We start from the raw sequence: 843 nt of genomic DNA on the forward strand, positions 1-843 counted from the left end.
AACGGAGGATATATATACCGATAGAGATTCAGATGCGGGTTGTCTAGATTCATGTATTTCATCTATGAGACTTGTAAACAGTAATATTAGATTTTTTCTTTCTTCAGAAAATGGAGATAGTGGACAAGGCGGTCAGAGTAATAATAAGTATCGAACCCTGCGCATTGGAAATGGAGAGGGCACGGTTTATAGTGCTCATGGGATTTCTAAGATTTACTTTAATGCAGATCTGATGTCTGGCAATGCGGATAGTGTTCAAGTCTCTGATAGACTTTTACTTCATGGCGATGTTTCTGGAACAACTCTCGTGCATGTGGATCCTGTTTCAGGTAGCACCTCATCAGAACGGCAGAATCAATCTAACAGCATTTCAATTATTCAAGTTTATGGAAGTGCAGAGGAAAACTCTTTCAAGCTTGATAGTGACTATGTTACGTTAAATAGTACACCTTATCAATATACTCTTCATGCTTATGGTCCAAATTCTCATCAAAGATCTTCTTTGGGGTCAGCCTCGAAGTTTTTCGATCCTGAATTGGGGGAAGAGAGTACCCAGTTTTGGGATTACCGTTTAGAGAATCGATTTGTGGTTGTAGCTTCTGCAAGTGCACAAAGTGAAGACATTCTTGTTGTTCCCGCCGTATCTGGAACTCCTTCATTAGCGAGATCTGAAGAAGAGAGTGGTGTTTCTGAAGAAGAGAGAGGTGTTAATGCGTCAGTAGATTCTGATGCAGCTCAAACCATTTTTGTTGCTTCTTCGGCTCTATCTGGAACTTCTGAGTCAAGGACTCCTCAACCTGTTTCATTAGAGAGATCTGAAGAATCTTTAGAGAGATCTGAAGA

The 843-nt window shown here is 40.3% G+C and carries 1 pseudogene; it reads left to right on the plus strand.

Annotation, left to right across the window (positions count from 1 at the left end):
* Positions 1-64: 64 nt before the first annotated feature.
* A pseudogene (locus tag ACFIK8_RS10680) lies at positions 65-843 on the plus strand (autotransporter outer membrane beta-barrel domain-containing protein); the annotation flags it as partial.

Source organism: Bartonella sp. MR168JLCBS, from assembly GCF_042194175.1.